15 protein-coding genes are annotated in these 15,409 nt (G+C 52.7%); 9 read left to right on the top strand and 6 right to left on the bottom strand.

The features are described from left to right. Positions 1 to 16: 16 nt before the first annotated feature. Complete coding sequence (locus AC6I8W_RS06210) at positions 17 to 217, bottom strand: DUF2517 family protein (protein ID WP_013508284.1); 201 nt, start codon at positions 215 to 217, stop codon at positions 17 to 19. A gap of 241 nt (positions 218 to 458) precedes the next feature. Here AC6I8W_RS06210 and kdpE point away from each other — a divergent pair, with 241 nt between their 5' ends. After that, positions 459 to 1,133, top strand: a complete 675-nt coding sequence (gene kdpE, locus AC6I8W_RS06205; RefSeq protein ID WP_497837400.1) for a two-component system response regulator KdpE — start codon at positions 459 to 461, stop codon at positions 1,131 to 1,133. 38 nt (positions 1,134 to 1,171) lie between these two features. Here the strand turns inward: kdpE and pgm are convergent, their stop codons facing one another. Together pgm and seqA are read right to left on the bottom strand one after the other, a co-directional pair. After that, the gene (gene pgm, locus AC6I8W_RS06200; protein ID WP_497837399.1) at positions 1,172 to 2,812 is read right to left on the bottom strand and encodes a phosphoglucomutase (alpha-D-glucose-1,6-bisphosphate-dependent); all 1,641 of its coding nucleotides are present in this window, start codon (positions 2,810 to 2,812) and stop codon (positions 1,172 to 1,174) included. 25 nt (positions 2,813 to 2,837) lie between these two features. Next, a complete protein-coding gene (seqA, locus tag AC6I8W_RS06195) occupies positions 2,838 to 3,380 on the bottom strand; it encodes a replication initiation negative regulator SeqA (RefSeq protein WP_497837398.1) in 543 nt (180 codons plus the stop codon). A 247-nt stretch (positions 3,381 to 3,627) separates the two neighbouring features. Here seqA and ybfF point away from each other — a divergent pair, with 247 nt between their 5' ends. The 4 genes from ybfF to fur all read left to right on the top strand — a co-directional run bounded on the left by ybfF (position 3,628) and on the right by fur (position 6,296). Next, positions 3,628 to 4,392, top strand: coding sequence for an esterase (gene ybfF, locus AC6I8W_RS06190; RefSeq protein WP_497837397.1), 765 nt, complete (start codon positions 3,628 to 3,630; stop codon positions 4,390 to 4,392). A gap of 168 nt (positions 4,393 to 4,560) precedes the next feature. After that, positions 4,561 to 4,836, top strand: coding sequence for a LexA regulated protein (gene ybfE / locus AC6I8W_RS06185; RefSeq protein WP_013508279.1), 276 nt, complete (start codon positions 4,561 to 4,563; stop codon positions 4,834 to 4,836). A gap of 126 nt (positions 4,837 to 4,962) precedes the next feature. After that, a complete protein-coding gene (gene fldA / locus AC6I8W_RS06180) occupies positions 4,963 to 5,493 on the top strand; it encodes a flavodoxin FldA (RefSeq protein ID WP_013508278.1) in 531 nt (176 codons plus the stop codon). A gap of 356 nt (positions 5,494 to 5,849) precedes the next feature. Continuing rightward, positions 5,850 to 6,296 (top strand): ferric iron uptake transcriptional regulator, encoded by a 447-nt coding sequence (fur, locus tag AC6I8W_RS06175; protein WP_013508277.1) that lies wholly within the window; start codon positions 5,850 to 5,852, stop codon positions 6,294 to 6,296. Between the two features lie 58 nt (positions 6,297 to 6,354). On the opposite strand, the gene AC6I8W_RS06170 is transcribed toward fur, so the two are convergent. From AC6I8W_RS06170 to nagE, 3 genes are all read right to left on the bottom strand, one after another. Continuing rightward, positions 6,355 to 6,750: a hypothetical protein gene (locus AC6I8W_RS06170; protein ID WP_497837396.1), complete on the bottom strand. Its 396-nt coding sequence runs from the start codon at positions 6,748 to 6,750 to the stop codon at positions 6,355 to 6,357. A gap of 235 nt (positions 6,751 to 6,985) precedes the next feature. Beyond that, on the bottom strand, positions 6,986 to 8,653 hold the full coding sequence (gene glnS, locus AC6I8W_RS06165; RefSeq protein WP_497837395.1) for a glutamine--tRNA ligase: 1,668 nt from the start codon (positions 8,651 to 8,653) through the stop codon (positions 6,986 to 6,988). 151 nt (positions 8,654 to 8,804) lie between these two features. Next, a complete protein-coding gene (gene nagE, locus AC6I8W_RS06160) occupies positions 8,805 to 10,832 on the bottom strand; it encodes an N-acetylglucosamine-specific PTS transporter subunit IIBC (RefSeq protein WP_497838118.1) in 2,028 nt (675 codons plus the stop codon). Between the two features lie 341 nt (positions 10,833 to 11,173). On the opposite strand from nagE, the gene nagB reads away from it, so the two are divergent. The 4 genes from nagB to AC6I8W_RS06140 are packed head-to-tail and all read left to right on the top strand — an operon-like array spanning position 11,174 to position 15,202. Next, positions 11,174 to 11,974, top strand: a complete 801-nt coding sequence (gene nagB, locus AC6I8W_RS06155) for a glucosamine-6-phosphate deaminase (RefSeq protein ID WP_497837394.1) — start codon at positions 11,174 to 11,176, stop codon at positions 11,972 to 11,974. A gap of 58 nt (positions 11,975 to 12,032) precedes the next feature. After that, positions 12,033 to 13,181 carry an N-acetylglucosamine-6-phosphate deacetylase gene (gene nagA / locus AC6I8W_RS06150; protein WP_497837393.1) on the top strand — a complete coding sequence of 383 codons (1,149 nt, stop codon included), beginning with the start codon at positions 12,033 to 12,035 and terminating at the stop codon, positions 13,179 to 13,181. A 7-nt stretch (positions 13,182 to 13,188) separates the two neighbouring features. Continuing rightward, a complete protein-coding gene (nagC, locus tag AC6I8W_RS06145) occupies positions 13,189 to 14,409 on the top strand; it encodes a DNA-binding transcriptional regulator NagC (RefSeq protein WP_497837392.1) in 1,221 nt (406 codons plus the stop codon). 40 nt (positions 14,410 to 14,449) lie between these two features. Further along, positions 14,450 to 15,202 (top strand): HAD-IIA family hydrolase, encoded by a 753-nt coding sequence (locus tag AC6I8W_RS06140; RefSeq protein ID WP_013508270.1) that lies wholly within the window; start codon positions 14,450 to 14,452, stop codon positions 15,200 to 15,202. The last annotated feature ends 207 nt before the right edge of the window (positions 15,203 to 15,409 follow it).

The raw sequence follows: 15,409 nt of genomic DNA, 5'->3' as shown, positions 1-15,409 counted from the left end.
CGGGAGCGATACTGCGTTACCAGAAAATGCCGCTTGCCGCTTCAGATTGCGCCAGCCATACCGGCTTAGCGCTGGTTTTGCACCACATACGGTGCAGGTAGCTGTAGAAACGCGCACGGTCAGCACGGAACAGCATCACAGGGAGCGCCAGCACCCCCAGTAACACCACCAGCGCACGCCGCAGCACAACTTTGTAGAACGGATATGCCTGATACATGGTTGCCTCCTGGTGAGTCTTAGAAAATGTGATCTGACACGAATATTACGCCTGGTTGTGTAATTTTACTACTCATCCGACCACTTTTTTGATCTTTTTTTGTCCATTTCATCGTCAGGCTGAAATTAAGTTACACGAATGTAAACACCAGGTTCCCACTGAGTAACAAACTTCCGCACGGACGTCGGCGCGATTTATTGCTACAGTGGGCTGTTATCCATTTTTTGCCGCAGGAGTTCGTGTGACCACCATCTTGATCGTGGAAGATGAAAAGGAGATCCGCCGTTTCGTGCGCCTGGCACTGGAGGGTGAAGGGTTAAAAATTGTGGAAGCCGAGCAGTTGCAACGCGGCCTGATTGAAGCCGCCACGCGCAAACCTGATTTGGTGATCCTCGACCTCGGTCTACCCGATGGCGATGGCAATGATTTTATCCGCGAAGTGCGCCAGTGGAGCAGCATGCCGGTGATCGTGTTATCTGCCCGCACCGATGAGCAAGATAAAATCGATGCGCTGGATGCCGGTGCTGATGACTATCTCACCAAACCCTTTGGTATTGGCGAATTGCTGGCACGGGTACGAGTGGCGTTGCGCCGTCATCAGGGCAGCCAGCCCGAACCGGTATTAAGTTTTGGTGAGGTCACGGTCGATCTGGCCGCACGACGTGTGCTGCGTGCTGGCGAAGAGGTGCATCTGACACCGACCGAATTCCGGCTGCTCAGCCTGCTGCTGAACAATGCCGGTAAAGTGCTGACACAACGTCAACTGCTGAACCAGGTTTGGGGACCAAATGCGGTGGAGCATAGCCACTATCTGCGCATCTATATGGGGCATCTGCGCCAGAAGCTGGAAGCCAACCCCACCCAACCGAGCCATCTGCTGACCGAAACCGGCATTGGCTATCGATTTATGCCATAAAAAAGGCGCATTACGCGCCTTTTTCCCTTTCGCTGCGCTTAGGCGTTTTTCAACACTTCGCTCACGATCTCTACCGCTTCTTTCTCAATCAGCTGGCGATGCTCTGCGCCGAGGAAGCTTTCACAATAGATTTTGTAGGCATCTTCGGTGCCGGACGGACGCGCCGCAAACCAGCCGTTCTCCGTCATCACTTTCAGGCCACCAATCGAAGCCCCGTTACCCGGTGCCGCCGTCAGGCGTGCGGTGATCGGGTCACCTGCCAGCGTGTCGGCGCTCACCATTTCGGGTGACAGCTTAGAAAGTGCCGCTTTCTGTGCCGAGGTCGCCGCTGCCTGCAAACGGTTGTAGCTTGGTGCACCAAAGCGCGCGGCCAGCTCATCATAATGCTGCTGCGGGTTTTTACCGGTTACCGCCGTGATTTCCGCAGCCAGCAGACACAGGATGATGCCGTCTTTATCGGTGGACCAGGCGGTGCCATCGAAACGCAGGAAGGATGCCCCGGCGCTCTCTTCACCCCCAAAGCCAAAGCTGCCGTCAAACAGGCCATCAACGAACCATTTGAAACCAACCGGTACTTCCACCAGCTTGCGACCGATGTCGTTTACCACGCGGTCAATCATCGCGCTGGACACCAGGGTTTTACCCACGGCGACATCTTTGCCCCACTGCGGACGATGCTGGAACAGATAGTTGATCGCAACCGCCAGATAGTGGTTCGGGTTCATCAGACCGGCTGGCGTCACGATGCCATGACGGTCATAATCGGGATCGTTACCGAAAGCCAGATCGAATTTGTCACGGTAAGCCAGCAGGCCCGCCATCGCACACTCTGACGAGCAATCCATACGCACCACGCCATCTTTATCCAGATGCATAAAGCGGAAGGTCTGATCGATCGCATCATTCACAATGGTGATATCAAGCTTGTAATGCTCAGCGATACGCTGCCAGTAGGCCATACCGGAGCCGCCGAGCGGATCGACACCGATTTTCAGGCCGGCTTTCTGAATCGCCGGGAAGTCGATGACCTGCGCCAGCCCTTCAACATACGGTTGAATCAGATCCTGCTCGACGATATGGCCGCTGGCCCACGCCTGATCCAGTGGCAGACGTTTCACGTCCTGCAGACCCGCTTTCATCAGTTGGTTGGCACGATCTTCCACCACTTTGGTGACGTTGGTATCGGCCGGGCCACCGTTCGGCGGGTTGTACTTGATGCCACCATCTTCCGGCGGGTTGTGCGACGGGGTGATGACGATACCATCCGCCAGTGCACCACCGCGTTTGTTGTGCTCAAGGATTGCGTTGGAGATTGCCGGTGTCGGCGTATAGCCGTTGTCCTGCTGCACAATCACATCCACGCCGTTCGCCGCCAGCACTTCCAGTACCGACAGAATCGCCGGTTCAGACAGCGCATGGGTGTCTTTCCCGACATAGCACGGACCGGTGATGCCGTTCTTCTTACGATCTTCCGCGATCGCCTGCGCGATCGCCAGAATATGCATTTCGTTGAAACTGTGACGTCCTGCGCTACCACGGTGACCGGAAGTACCAAATTTCACCGCATGTTCAGGGTTGTCCACGTCCGGCTTCAGGACATAGTACTGAGAGGTTAATTGTGCAACGTTAATCAAATCGCTCTGCTGGGCGGGCTGCCCGGCACGGGGGTGATTGGCCATTGGCGCTTCTCCCTGACGCTTCGGTTTAAATGGTGCCGCAAACTTTCTCTGTCAGTTCCTGCGGGAACTGCATGGCTAACATGATGTGTTCCACCATGCTGCATTTGCGACCGGTATTGGTATTGGTGATCACCCAGTACGGCGTGCCGGGCACATGCTTCGGCTTAGTATGGGTGCCATTTTGCAGCAGCGTATGCTCATCACCGGCAAAGTAGACGCGGGTGCGTCCTTGCAGTGACGCCGTGGCATCCGCAAAGGCTGCGGGATCAAGACGATAGAGCGTTGACAACACCAGCATAAAGCGGTTAACCGCCTTTTTCTGTTCCGCATACTCATCGGAAAGTAACAGCTCACGTACCGCGCGAACGCGATCCTGCGGACGTGCCTGCGTCACAACTGGCTGGGCTTCTTTTGCCGCAGCCTGAGCCACAGCAGGGGTTGCAGGGGCACTCTGACCGGCAGTGAACTTCAGCATGCGGCGCAAAATTTCGGAGGCGCTTTCACCAATGTGCTGGGTATGGCTGGCAATATAACGGTAGAGTTCTTCGTCAACTTCAATCGTTTTCATCTTTTTCCGTACGATTCTGGCAAATGACAGAACCACGCATTTCTGCAAAGGCCTTAGCAAAATCCTGCCGTGCAAAATGTGAGCGGGCTCTAACATGAGGATTATAAAGTTAAATCCCAGGCGGCCGATAGCGCTGGCATCGTTTCAGGGCAAAAGTCGGAATATGCCCTAATGCCCACCAGGCTGGCTCCTGGACAGGTGGATTCATGATAACCTAAGCGCAGCCCACAACCGTAAGAACTTTGCCATGATTTTGAATGCCCGTCTGCAAACTGAACAATCTGCCCCTGATGCCCCTCCCATTCTGTTAATTCATGGCCTGTTTGGCAGCCTGGATAACCTGGGTGTGCTGGCGCGAGGCCTGCGTGATGCTCGCCCCACCTTGCAGGTGGATGTGCGCAATCACGGTCTCTCCGCGCGCAGCGACGTGATGAACTATGCGGCGATGGCACAGGATATCGTTGAGACCCTCGACGCCCAAGGCCTCGACCGTGTTGGCGTCATCGGTCATTCGATGGGCGGCAAAATTGCCATGACGTTAAGCGCCATTGCGCCGGAACGCATTGAAAAGCTGGTGATGATTGATATCGCACCGGTGGATTATCAGACCCGTCGCCATGATGAGATTTTCGCCGCCATCCGTGCGGTGAGCGCTGCGGGTGTGACGCGACGCAGTGAAGCCGCCGAGGTGATGCGTACTTGTCTTACTGAAGAGGGCGTGATTCAGTTCATTCTTAAGTCGTTCCAGGATGGGGAATGGCGCTTCAATGTGCCGGTGTTGTGGGATAACTACGCCACCATCTCCGGTTGGCAAGAGGTCCCGGCCTGGCCGCATCCGGCATTGTTTATCCGCGGCAGCGAGTCACCTTATCTGGATAATCAGCATCGCGATGCACTGCTGCGGCAGTTCCCTCTGGCACATGCGCACGTCATCAGTGGCGCAGGTCATTGGGTCCATGCCGAAAAGCCTGAGGCGGTTTTACGCGCGGTTCGCCGCTTTTTTGTACTGTAAAAGCAAAAGCTTGCCGTAGACCGTTTAAGGTTGGCGTCGCAAGGGGTGCTGGAGTATGATGTCGCGCTAAAAATTTGCCACGGATGATTTTTTCACCGTGGCAGGGCCGATAATGTATAAATTGCGCAGCGCCTTTCCGCCGTTCGCGCCCACTCAGTTTTACAAAAAATGGCAAAAGAACAAACTGACCGTACCACGCTCGATCTCTTCGCTGATGAGCGACGTCCCGGTCGTCCCAAAACCAGTCCGCTAACGCGTGACGAACAGTTGCGCATTAACAAGCGCAATCAGCTGAAACGCGACAAAGTACGTGGTTTGCGGCGCGTGGAACTGAAAATGAGTAGTGAGGCGGTTGACGCGCTCAATACTCTGGCAGAGCAGCAAAACATCAGCCGTAGTGAATTGATTGAACAAATGCTGCTGGCGCAACTCAAACTGTCGTAACACGTGCAGACCGCACGCAGGAACAAAAGTCACGGCTTTACAAGTTCCGCCACTTTGCCCGGTCTGCTATCATTCGCTTAACTGTGCATTCAACTCCTAATCAGGATTTAAGAGGTTACTTAACTCATGGCAATCGTAGGCATTTTCTTCGGCAGCGATACCGGCAATACTGAAAACATTGCAAAAATGATCCAGAAACAACTGGGTAAAGATGTGGCCGAAGTGCATGACATTGCCAAGAGCACCAAAGAAGATCTCGAAGCATTCGATATCCTGCTGCTGGGCATTCCGACCTGGTACTACGGCGAAGCACAATGCGACTGGGATGATTTCTTCCCGACGCTGGAAGAGATTGATTTCAATGGAAAACTGGTTGCGCTGTTCGGCTGCGGTGACCAGGAAGACTACGCAGAATACTTCTGTGACGCGATGGGCACCATCCGCGATATCATCGAACCTAACGGTGCGGTGATTGTTGGCCACTGGCCAACCGAAGGCTACCATTTCGAAGCGTCTAAAGGTCTGGCAGATGATAAACACTTCCTTGGCCTGGCCATCGACGAAGATCGTCAGCCTGAGCTGACCAACGAACGTGTTGATAAGTGGGTGAAACAGATTTTCGATGAGCTGCAACTGAAAGAGATCATCGAAGCCTGATCCCCTGCCCTCCTCAATGTGGGCGCTGGCTCACATTGAGTTAAAGGGATTTCCTATAAAAATAATAGCTACTGTTTTTTAACTTTTTCCCGCAATTCTGTAGAATACCCATAACGGTCATCCGCTTATTCCTCTGGCATCAGAATGAGGCTGAGTGAAATGGAAACAAAGACCTGCATGATCCCCGCCGGCGTTAGAGACACTTTTCCTTACAGCCACTGGTGATTTTCAGGATATTCCCTTGGTTTTCATTTCACTGCTTGAGTTCTATAATGAGACGCAAATGAGAATGCGCGTGATCGACATTCAAGGCCCTGCGCCGCAAGTGACTAGCTAAGTAACAGGACAATATCCGCATGACTGACAACAACTCCGCATTGAAGAAGGCTGGCCTGAAAGTCACGCTACCCAGACTGAAAATTCTGGAAGTGCTTCAGGAACCCGAATGCCATCACGTCAGCGCGGAAGATTTGTACAAACGCCTGATCGACATGGGCGAAGAGATTGGTCTGGCAACGGTTTATCGCGTTCTTAACCAGTTTGATGACGCGGGAATCGTCACCCGCCATAACTTCGAGGGTGGTAAATCCGTCTTTGAACTGACACAGCAGCATCACCATGACCACTTGATCTGTCTGGATTGTGGCAAAGTGATTGAATTCAGCGATGAATCCATTGAAACCCGTCAGCGCGAAATCGCCACACGTCATGGGATCAAACTGACTAACCACAGCCTGTATCTGTACGGCCACTGTGCGTTAGGAGACTGCCGCGAAGACGAGACGCTCCACGACAAGCAATAAAATGTGCTATGCAGTATAAAAAAACCGGTGCCCAGGCACCGGTTTTTTTATCGCTGCATCACAACACCAGCGTTTCCTGCAAATATCGCCAGCGTGGAATGGAGGTACTGCAATCCAGGACCGCCAACGAGATGCGGCTCTGGTTGGTGCCGTTCATCATTTGCAATTCACGATACTGAATCGTCACTTCCTTGCTTTGCTGCGAGATGATGGCATGTTCGCTGGTAGCAATACGCATTCCTTCACGCTGGCCACGCAGTTGACGGAACAGCACTTCCATTGCATTGAAATCCAATTGCTTACCCTGCGGCGTCACCATTTTGAAATCCGGGTGAAAGTGCGAAAGGAACAGTTCAATGCTGTCGTCTGTATTTTCTGACTGATTAAAAATACGTTCGATAAGCTGATGTAATACCACTACGCTATGTTTGGCTTCCTGAGCGAGACTTGTCATTTTTTTTCCTTTATAACCCGCGGAGCAACGTCTGAGAGCGCATAGCCTACCTGAAAAAAAGTTTTTAACACTGGCAAATGGATTAATTCTGCTAAAGTCAGATTAGTTTCAAATCCCGGTAACAAGCACGTTTCACAACCCACAGCATAAAAGATGGCTAACCTTGAATTACAGCCAATAAAAAAGGGCGATTTCTCGCCCTTTTATCAGGATATGGGGAAAACGACAAAAAGGATTAATCGCCGATTTTCGCCCAGGTATCACGCAAACCAACGGTGCGGTTAAATACCGGCCTGGATGGCTGCGAATAAACGCTATCCGCGCAAAAATAGCCTTCACGTTCAAACTGATACGGCGCAAGCGCTACTGCATCGCGCAGACCTGGCTCAACAAAACCTTGTTTGATATCCAGCGAATTCGGGTTGATGGTGGTGAGAAAATCCTCCGCCGCACCCGGGTTTGGCACGCTGAACAGGCGATCATACAGACGGAATTCCGCAGGCAGCGCATGGATCGCAGAAACCCAGTGGATCACGCCTTTCACTTTACGGCCATCAGCCGGATCTTTGCTCAGAGTATCGACGTCGCAGGTACAGTAGATACAGGTGATATTGCCTTCATCATCCTTTGCCACGCGCTCGGCACGAATCACATAAGCATTACGCAAACGGACTTCTTTACCCAGCACCAGACGTTTGTACTGCTTGTTGGCTTCCTCACGGAAATCCGCGCGATCGATCCACACTTCACGGCTGAACGGCACTTCACGCGTCCCCATTTCCGGTTTGTTCGGATGGTTTGGCATGGTGATGATCTCTTCATGACCCGCAGGCAGGTTTTCAATCACCACCTTCAACGGATCCAGCACCGCCATCGCACGCGGCGCATTCTCGTTGAGATCGTCACGGATACATGACTCCAGCGAGGCCATCTCAACGATGTTGTCCTGTTTGGTCACACCGATACGCAGGCAGAACTCGCGAATCGATGCGGCGCTATAACCCCGGCGGCGCAGACCTGACACGGTCAGCATACGCGGGTCATCCCAGCCTTCTACGACTTTCTCACTCACCAGCTGCGTCAGTTTACGCTTCGACATCACCGCGTATTCCAGATTCAGACGCGAGAATTCGTACTGACGTGGATGCACAGGAATGCTGATGTTGTCCAGCACCCAGTCATACAGACGACGGTTATCCTGGAACTCCAGCGTACACAGCGAATGGGTAATGCCTTCCAGCGCATCGGAGATACAGTGGGTAAAATCGTACATCGGGTAGATGCACCATTTGTTACCCGTCTGATGGTGTTCAGCAAACTTGATGCGATACAGCACCGGATCGCGCATCACGATAAAGTTTGACGCCATATCGATTTTGGCACGCAGGCAGGCTTTGCCTTCTTCGAAACCACCCGCACGCATTTTTTCAAACAGCGCGAGGTTCTCTTCAGGCGTGCGATCGCGGAACGGACTATTTTTACCCGGCGCAGTCAGGGAGCCACGGTATTCGCGGATCTCTTCTGGCGATAACTCATCAACATAGGCCAGGCCTTTGTTGATCAGCTCAACCGCGTAGCTGTACAGCTGGTCGAAATAGTCTGAGGAGTAACAAACGTCTCCGCTCCATTCAAAGCCCAGCCATTGCACGTCGCGCTTGATGGACTCGACAAATTCCATATCCTCTTTCACCGGGTTGGTGTCGTCGAAGCGCAGATTGCACTGACCCTGGTAATCTTGTGCGATACCAAAGTTCAGACAGATCGATTTCGCATGGCCAATATGCAGGTAACCATTGGGCTCAGGCGGGAAACGGGTATGCACGCTGTTGTGCTTACCGCTCGCCAAATCTTCGTCGATAATCTGACGAATAAAGTTCGTTGGGCGGGCTTCAGCCTCACTCATCTCAAAATCCTCAAATACAATACGGGTGATTTGTCCTGGAAAGTAACGGAGTATGATCCACAAAGCGCAGAAGGGAAACAACCGTTTGTTGGTCGTTTTAAAACAAAAAAGGCAGGAATCGCTTCCTGCCTTTAGGGTTTAGCACAAGGACTTAGCCTTTCACCTCGTACAGACGGGTTTCACCGGCGACCACTGATCCGCTCGCCAGCAGATTAAGGCCAGCAAAATCATCGCTGTTGCTGACGACGACCGGGCTAATCATTGAACGGGCATTGGCGTTGAGGAAATCCAGATCCATCTCCAGTACTGGCTGACCGGCGACCACAGTCGCGCCCTCTTCCACCAGACGTGAGAAGCCTTTACCTTCCAGCGCCACGGTATCCAGACCCATATGCACCACGATCTCAACACCGTTTTCGCTTTCCAGACAGAAGGCATGGTTGGTATTGAAGATTTTCACGATAGTACCGGCAATCGGTGCCACCACGGTTTTACCGGTGGGTTTGATCGCCAGGCCATCACCAACCGCTTTGCTGGCAAAGGCTTCATCCGGCACGGCATCCAGTGCCACCACTTCACCGCTCACCGGCGCCACCAGCGTGGCGATCACGCCTTTTTCGCTGTTCAACACCGCTTGCGGCTGCGGTGCAGCGGGTTGTGCAGCAGCAGACGCGGTAGCCGCAGCGGCGACCGGACCTTTAGTCAGTACGGTTTTCATCGCGCTGGCAATACTTTCCGCCTGCGTACCGACGATGATCTGCACGCTCTGCTTGTTGAGGCGAATAATGCCCGACGCTCCCAGGCGTTTTGCCACGCTGTCATTCACCTGCGCGGCATCTTTAACATTCAGACGCAGACGGGTGATACAGGCATCGATATTGGTCAGGTTTTCAGAACCACCAACGGCACCGATGTAGCGACGTGCCAGCGATTCAGTCTGGCTTTCGCCGCTGCCGCTGTGGTCAACGTTGACGTCATAACCATCAGTTTCATCATCCGCAGCCAGTTCGCGGCCCGGCGTCATCAGGTTGAATTTCTGAATAGTGAAACGGAACACCACATAGTAGATGGCAAAGAACACCAGACCTTGTGGGATCAGCATCCACCAATGCACCGCCAGCGGGTTACGCGTTGACAGCACCATATCCACTAAACCGGCACTGAAGCCGAAGCCAGCAATCCAGTGCATGCTCGCTGCGATAAATACCGAAAGACCGGTCAATAGCGCATGGATGACATACAGCACCGGGGCCACGAACATGAAGGAAAATTCCAGCGGTTCGGTAATACCGGTAAAGAAAGCTGCAAACGCCGCCGCCAGCATGATACCGCCCACTTTGGCGCGGTTTTCCGGACGCGCGCAGTGGTAAATCGCCAGCGCCGCACCGGGCAGACCGAACATCATAATCGGGAAGAAACCCGCCTGATAGCGACCAGTGATACCCGGGATCCCGCTGCCATTAGCGATGGACTGTGCGCCACCAAGGAATTTCGGAATATCGTTAATGCCAGCTACGTCGAACCAGAACACGGAGTTCAGCGCGTGATGCAGGCCAACCGGAATCAGCAGACGGTTGAAGAAGGCATAAACGCCTGCGCCAACAGAACCCAGTTTTTGAATGCTCTCACCAAAGCTGACCAGGCCATTAAACACCACCGGCCAGATATACATCAGAATGAACGCGATAAGGATCATCAGGAAGGAGACCAGGATCGGTACCAGACGACGGCCGCTGAAGAACGACAGCGCTTTTGGCAGCTCCACGTGGCTGAAGCGGTTATACACTTCTGCCGAGATAATCCCCACCAGGATACCCACAAACTGGTTCTCGATTTTGCCGAAAGCGGCTGGCACTTGATCCAATGGAATTTTCTGAATCATTGACACCGCAGCCGGTGAACACAGCGTGGTCACCACCAGGAAGCCAACAAAGCCAGTCAGCGCCGCAGCACCATCTTTATCTTTTGACATGCCATAGGCGACACCGATGGCAAACAGCACCGACATATGTTCAATGATCGCGGCACCGGACTTGATTAGCAACGCCGCCAGAGCGTTACCCGCCCCCCAGCTGTCAGGATCAATCCAGTACCCCACCCCCATTAAAATTGCCGCTGCCGGCAGGGTCGCTACCGGCACCATAAGCGCTCGGCCGACCTTTTGCAGATATCCTAAAATACTCACCTTATTCTCCCCCTTTGAGACTGGCGTTTTGCCGTAATGCGGGTTGATTTTATTATCCCGGCACCCGGTACCTTGATGACACTCTTCACCACGAGGCGAAGTGTAGAGATAAATTAATTCGCCTCGCAAATTAAAACCACAACAACTGTGACTTTTATCACCAAAAATGACGTTTGCACCCCCGAACTGCTAGCCATCACCCCAAACTTATTTTATGATGAAAAATATCAGGACGCACTTTTCCCCGTATGGTTGAGCTTAAACGGATTACGCTTAAGAACGGTCTGTTGAGAAAACGGCGACCCCACTTTCCAATCTTTAACTGAGGTGAAGACATGAGACTGATCCCTTTAGCCACACCTACCCAGGTGGGTAAATGGGCCGCGCGCCACATTGTTAACCGCATTAATGCGTTTAATCCTGGCCCAGATCGTCCCTTCGTGCTAGGTCTGCCTACCGGTGGTACCCCACTGGAAGCGTACAAGCACCTGATCGAGATGCATAAAGCGGGCCAGGTTAGTTTCAAACATGTGGTCACTTTCAACATGGACGAATACGTTGGCCTGCCCAAAGAGCACCCGGAAAGTTACCACAGTTTTATGTATCGTAATTTTTTCGATCACGTTGATATCCAACCAGAAAATATCAATCTTCTGAATGGCAATGCGGAAGATATTGACGCAGAATGTCGTCAGTACGAAGAGAAGATCCGCGCCCTGGGCAAAATCCATCTGTTTATGGGTGGCGTGGGCAATGATGGTCACATTGCCTTTAATGAACCTGCCTCCTCGCTTGCCTCCCGTACCCGTATCAAAACGTTGACACACGAGACCCGTCTCGCCAATTCCCGTTTTTTTAACGGCGATGTGGATCAGGTGCCAAAATATGCCCTGACTGTAGGCGTTGGCACGTTGCTGGATGCCGAAGAAGTGATGATTCTGGTTACCGGTCATGTCAAAGCGCTGGCGTTGCAGGCGGCGGTTGAAGGTAACGTTAACCATATGTGGACCATCAGTTGCCTGCAGCTGCATGCCAAAGGCGTGGTGGTCTGTGACGAACCCGCCACCATGGAACTGAAAGTGAAAACCGTGAAATATTTCCGCGAAATGGAAGCGGAAAATATGAAAGGTGTGTAAGACCACGTTGTAAAGCACCTGCTGCCACTGCGGCAGGCTTAGCCGGGAGAGAAAGACGATGTACGCATTAGTTAACGGCCGGATTTTTACCGGTCACGAAATTCTGGACAATCATGCGGTAGTGATTGCCGATGGCCTGATTGAGTGCGTCTGCCCACGCGACGCGCTGGATGCCACCCTACCGCAACAGGATGTTGCGGGTGCGTTTATCGCTCCCGGTTTTATTGATTTGCAACTCAACGGCTGCGGCGGCGTGCAGTTTAACGATGATATCGATGCGTTAAGCGTGGAAACGCTGGAAATTATGCAGCGCGCCAATGAGAAATCAGGCTGCACCAGCTACCTGCCGACACTGATTACCAGCACTGACGCCTTGATGAAACGCGCGATCGAAACCATGCGCGCGTATCTGAACAAACATCAAAACCAAGCGCTGGGTCTGCACCTCGAAGGCCCGTGGCTGAATAAAGTGAAAAAAGGTACGCACAACCCGGAACTGATCCGTCTGCCGGATGCAGAACTGGTGGATTTTCTCTGCGCGAACGCCGATGTGATCACCAAAGTGACGCTGGCCCCGGAAAATGCCGGAAGTGCAGTGATCCGCCAGTTACGCGAGGCGGGCATAATCGTTTCAGCGGGTCACTCCAACGCCACTTATGAAGAAGCCAAAAGCGGTTTCGCTGCGGGCGTCAGTTTTGCCACCCACCTTTACAACGCCATGCCGACCTTTGCCGGACGCGAACCAGGTCTGATCGGCGCGTTGTTTGATTCACCTGATGTATACTGCGGCATCATTGCAGATGGTTTACATGTCCACTACGCTAATGTGCGCAATGCAAAACGTATCAAGGGTGACAAGCTGGTACTGGTTACTGACGCGACAGCACCCGCAGGTGCATCGATTGATAAATTTATTTTTGCAGGCAAAACAATATACTATCGCAATGGCCTTTGTGTGGATGAGAACGGGACCTTAAGTGGCTCCGCGATTACCATGATTGAAACGGTTCAAAACTGCGTGGAACATTGCGGCATTGCGTTAGATGAAGCTCTGCGCATGGCAACGCTCTATCCGGCAAAGGCGATGGGGGTGGAAAAACAGTTGGGCACGGTCGAAGCTGGAAAAGTCGCCAACCTGACTGTCTTTACCCGCGATTTTCAAATCATTAAGACGTTCGTCAATGGAGAGAACGTCCTCAGCGAGTAAGCACTGAATGACCACTGGCGGCCAGACTCAAATAGGAAATGTCGATCTTGTCAAGCAACTCAATAGTGCAGCCGTTTATCGGTTGATTGATCAACAAGGGCCTATTTCGCGCATTCAGATAGCCGAAGTCAGCCAGCTTGCGCCCGCCAGCGTCACCAAAATTACCCGCCAGTTGATTGAGCGCGGCCTGATCAAAGAGGTGGAGCAACAGGCATCCACCGGTGGTCGCCGCGCCATCTCCATCATCACCGAAACCCGTCATTTTCATACCATTGGCGTGCGCCTCGGACGTAACGATGCCACGCTGACGCTGTTTGATCTCAGTGGCAAATCACTGGCGCAGGAAGATTACCCGTTACCGGAACGTACCCAGGAAACGCTGGAAAATGCGTTATTCAACGCCATCAGCGGGTTTATGGCCGCCCACCAGCGTAAAATTCATGAACTGATCGCCATTGCGGTGATTCTGCCGGGATTGGTGGATCCGATTAACGGTGTGATTCGCTACATGCCGCATATTGCCGTCAGCCACTGGCCGCTGGTCTCCAGCCTGCAAAAACGGTTCAACGTGACCAGTTTTGTCGGCCATGATATCCGTAGCCTGGCCCTTGCCGAGCACTACTTCGGTGCAAGTCGTGACTGTGCAGATTCCATTCTGGTGCGTCTGCATCGTGGCACCGGGGCCGGTATCATCGCCAACGGACACATCTTTCTCGGCAGCAATGGCAACGTGGGTGAAATTGGCCATATTCAGGTCGACCCATTGGGCGAGCGCTGCCATTGCGGTAACTTCGGTTGCCTGGAAACCATCGCTGCCAATGGCGCGATTGAAAACCGGGTACGTCATCTGCTGAATCAGGGCTATCCCAGCTCACTGACCCTGAATGATTGCCAGATGCCGCAAATCTGCCGCGCGGCCAATCAGGGCGATGCGCTGGCAAGTGAAGTGATCGAATATGTGGGTCGCTATCTCGGAAAAGCCATTGCGATTGCCATTAACCTGTTTAATCCACAGAAAGTGGTACTGGCCGGAGAAATCACCGAGGCCGACAAAGTGCTGTTTCCAGCGATTGAAGGCTGCATCAATACTCAGGCACTCAATGCGTTTCGTAAAAATCTGCCTGTGGTACGCTCAGAACTGGATCATCGCTCCGCCATCGGCGCTTTTGCGCTGGCAAAACGCGCGATGCTGAATGGCATTCTGCTGCAACATCTGCTGGAAGAGTAATCGATGCCTGCCCTCCGGCAGGCTATACCGGATGCAATCTATGACAATTAAAAGCGTAATCTGTGACATCGACGGCGTGTTGATGCACGACAACACAGCCGTTCCTGGCGCCCAGGAATTCCTGCAACGCATCCTTGAAAAAAAGATGCCGCTGGTGGTACTCACCAACTATCCATCGCAAACGGCCAAAGATCTGGCGAACCGTTTCGCCTCATCCGGCATCGAAGTGCCGGATTCGGTGTTCTACACTTCGGCGATGGCGACAGCTGATTTTCTGCGCCGTCAGGAAGGTAAAAAAGCCTATGTGATTGGCGAAGGCGCGCTGATTCATGAGCTGTACAAAGCCGGTTTCACCATCACCGATATCAATCCTGATTTCGTTATTGTTGGCGAAACTCGCTCCTTTAACTGGGAGATGATGCATAAGGCGGCCTTTTTTGTCGCCAACGGCGCACGCTTTATCGCCACCAACCCGGATACTCACGCACGTAATTTTGTCCCTGCTTGTGGTGCGCTCTGTGCGGGGATTGAGAAGATCTCCGGTCGCAAACCGTTTTATGTCGGCAAACCCAGCCCGTATATCATGCGTGCCGCACTCAACAAGATGCAGGCACACTCCGAGGAAACGGTGATTGTGGGTGATAACCTGCGTACCGATATTCTCGCCGGTTTCCAGGCCGGTCTGGAAACGGTGCTGGTGCTGTCGGGAGTCTCAACGCTGAGCGATATTGATGCCATGCCGTTCCGTCCGGATTGGATTTATCCTTCGGTTGCCGATATCGATCTGTTCTGATTTTCCCCATCAACAAAACTTATGGCCCGGCGAAGCAAAAAAGTTCGCCGGGTTTCTTTTTTCCGCGCCCAACCTTGCTCACAAAACGACCCAAAACAGAATTTTATTAGACAGCATCTAATAAAATGCATCTTTTATTAAATAAAATTCAATTTAATCACCACAACAACATTCTTTTTATCAACTAATCGTGAATTTGCTTGCATT

It is taken from the genome of Pantoea sp. X-Soil-TKNS-1211, from assembly GCF_059730495.1.
The sequence above is the reverse complement of the archived record's forward strand: the minus strand, read 5'-3'. Positions and strand labels throughout refer to the sequence as shown.

Excerpts from the sequence above, each read along its gene's own strand:
- pgm (WP_497837399.1), bottom strand. The coding sequence starts at position 2,812 with ATGGCCAATCACCCCCGTGCCGGGCAGCCCGCCCAGCAGAGCGATTTG.
- nagC (WP_497837392.1), top strand. The coding sequence starts at position 13,189 with ATGACCACTGGCGGCCAGACTCAAATAGGAAATGTCGATCTTGTCAAG.
- fldA (WP_013508278.1), top strand. The coding sequence starts at position 4,963 with ATGGCAATCGTAGGCATTTTCTTCGGCAGCGATACCGGCAATACTGAA.
- ybfE (WP_013508279.1), top strand. The coding sequence starts at position 4,561 with ATGGCAAAAGAACAAACTGACCGTACCACGCTCGATCTCTTCGCTGAT.
- glnS (WP_497837395.1), bottom strand. The coding sequence starts at position 8,653 with ATGAGTGAGGCTGAAGCCCGCCCAACGAACTTTATTCGTCAGATTATC.
- AC6I8W_RS06210 (WP_013508284.1), bottom strand. The coding sequence starts at position 217 with ATGTATCAGGCATATCCGTTCTACAAAGTTGTGCTGCGGCGTGCGCTG.
- nagB (WP_497837394.1), top strand. The coding sequence starts at position 11,174 with ATGAGACTGATCCCTTTAGCCACACCTACCCAGGTGGGTAAATGGGCC.
- fur (WP_013508277.1), top strand. The coding sequence starts at position 5,850 with ATGACTGACAACAACTCCGCATTGAAGAAGGCTGGCCTGAAAGTCACG.
- ybfF (WP_497837397.1), top strand. The coding sequence starts at position 3,628 with ATGATTTTGAATGCCCGTCTGCAAACTGAACAATCTGCCCCTGATGCC.
- AC6I8W_RS06140 (WP_013508270.1), top strand. The coding sequence starts at position 14,450 with ATGACAATTAAAAGCGTAATCTGTGACATCGACGGCGTGTTGATGCAC.
- AC6I8W_RS06170 (WP_497837396.1), bottom strand. The coding sequence starts at position 6,750 with ATGACAAGTCTCGCTCAGGAAGCCAAACATAGCGTAGTGGTATTACAT.
- nagA (WP_497837393.1), top strand. The coding sequence starts at position 12,033 with ATGTACGCATTAGTTAACGGCCGGATTTTTACCGGTCACGAAATTCTG.
- seqA (WP_497837398.1), bottom strand. The coding sequence starts at position 3,380 with ATGAAAACGATTGAAGTTGACGAAGAACTCTACCGTTATATTGCCAGC.